Origin of the sequence: Acinetobacter sp. YH01019 (genome assembly GCF_013420285.1) — a bacterium.
Taxonomy (GTDB): domain Bacteria; phylum Pseudomonadota; class Gammaproteobacteria; order Pseudomonadales; family Moraxellaceae; genus Acinetobacter; species Acinetobacter gandensis.
In genome coordinates this window covers 1-1415 of sequence record NZ_VOYM01000177.1, presented here as the reverse complement: position 1 = coordinate 1415, position 1415 = coordinate 1, and the positions used below count along the sequence as shown (strand labels likewise).

Annotated in this window: 2 protein-coding genes and 1 pseudogene; 2 read left to right on the top strand and 1 reads right to left on the bottom strand. The window is 32.2% G+C overall.

Going from position 1 to position 1415, the window contains the following annotated elements; genetic code table 11:
- The first annotated feature begins 373 nt into the window (after positions 1–373).
- A complete protein-coding gene (locus tag FTT84_RS17775) occupies positions 374–874 on the top strand; it encodes a YfiR family protein (RefSeq protein WP_067767643.1) in 501 nt (166 codons plus the stop codon).
- Positions 871–1353: a CHASE sensor domain-containing protein gene (locus tag FTT84_RS17770; protein WP_180082030.1), complete on the top strand. Its 483-nt coding sequence runs from the start codon at positions 871–873 to the stop codon at positions 1351–1353. Before FTT84_RS17775 ends, FTT84_RS17770 begins: the two co-directional genes overlap by 4 nt.
- On the opposite strand, the pseudogene FTT84_RS17765 reads toward FTT84_RS17770, so the two are convergent.
- Positions 1318–1415 (bottom strand): annotated as a pseudogene (locus FTT84_RS17765) (IS1 family transposase); the annotation flags it as partial. The gene FTT84_RS17770 and the pseudogene FTT84_RS17765 overlap by 36 nt on opposite strands.

Sequence of the window (1415 nt, the reverse complement as noted above, 5' to 3'; positions counted from 1 at the left end):
GTTCTTCATAATCTCTTAATGATCTTCTTGCTGATTCGTCACCAGCAAGCTAGGTCGGCTATATTACGCTTTATTTCTAAAGTGTCAACTAGTAATTCAAATTATTTTAAACTTTCTTTCTAAAACCTAACTTAATCAATCTTAACTAAGTCACTGTTTTATCAGAAGTTTTAATCTTCATCACCGCCGATGGATGTGCATTCTACAGCATTTCTTACCCAACGCAACACCTTTTTTGAATTAATTTACACATATGTCGGTTTTTTGGACACATATCTGATCTTTTGTATTATTATCACCCGATATACCCAATATTTTTTATAATTAAGCGTATATACACCATATTTTCATTAAATATTATTTACGACTCGGCATGGCTTATTTAAAAAAAATAGCTTTGATGATTGGTATTACATTCTGTATATCACTCTCACACGCTACTCCCGCTTCAAATATTTTTAACACGACATTTTCCATATTAAGTTATGCTAAGTGGGAAACCAATTCACCCAAGCTGTGTGTGATTAACAATTCTGGACTTATTGCAGACTTTAAACGAAATGCTCCCACGCATAGTAATTATAGAATCCAACCAATTTCCGTGAATGAAATTGCAAATAGTCATTGCCAAATTTTATTTTTTTCCAATCTCTCTGCAAAAGATGAACAAAGCATTTTAAACAATCATGTAAATTTTCCCGCCCTTTCCATTAGTAATAATAATATTGAATGTGAGAATGGTAGCGCCTTTTGCTTATATCGGAAAAATCAGGGTTATGCTTTCAAAATTAATATGGATAGTTTGACTCAATCCCAAGTTCATATTGACCCTCGTGTTTTATTACTGGCCAAGTCATCGGAGTCAGCTGAATGAAACAACTCTATAATCCAATTACATTACATCAATTATTTACTCGCTCCCAACTAACCATATTTGCTTTAACATTTTCAATTTGTTCTGCTATTTTTTTGGTGATATCAACCTATACCATGCATACCTATGCAAAAAATGGCTTAACAAATTTATCCAATGCGATTAATGAACGTATTCAGCCAGCTGTTGTTTTTAACGACCAAAGCACCATGAATCAAATTTTAAATGAATATACTCAGCAATACCCTATACGTTCTATTGAAATAAAAAACACTCAAAACACCCGACTTGCACACACAGAACAAGCAGATATCAGTACTTTTTCAAGCCAATATATTTTAGATTATGTCTTTTTTAGTCAACCACTACGTTTAAACATCAATCACGACAAAAAGAATTATGGTGAATTAATTGTTGGTGGTGTTTCAAAAAGTATGCTGACATTAAATGAAACCATTATTGATGTAAAAAAAGGTTAAGTCGAAGGCTTTAAAATGGTTTTCAATCTTTTTGGAGAAATTACAACTCTTTCTAAAACCGC

Excerpts from the sequence above, each read along its gene's own strand:
- FTT84_RS17775 (WP_067767643.1), top strand. The coding sequence starts at position 374 with ATGGCTTATTTAAAAAAAATAGCTTTGATGATTGGTATTACATTCTGT.
- FTT84_RS17770 (WP_180082030.1), top strand. The coding sequence starts at position 871 with ATGAAACAACTCTATAATCCAATTACATTACATCAATTATTTACTCGC.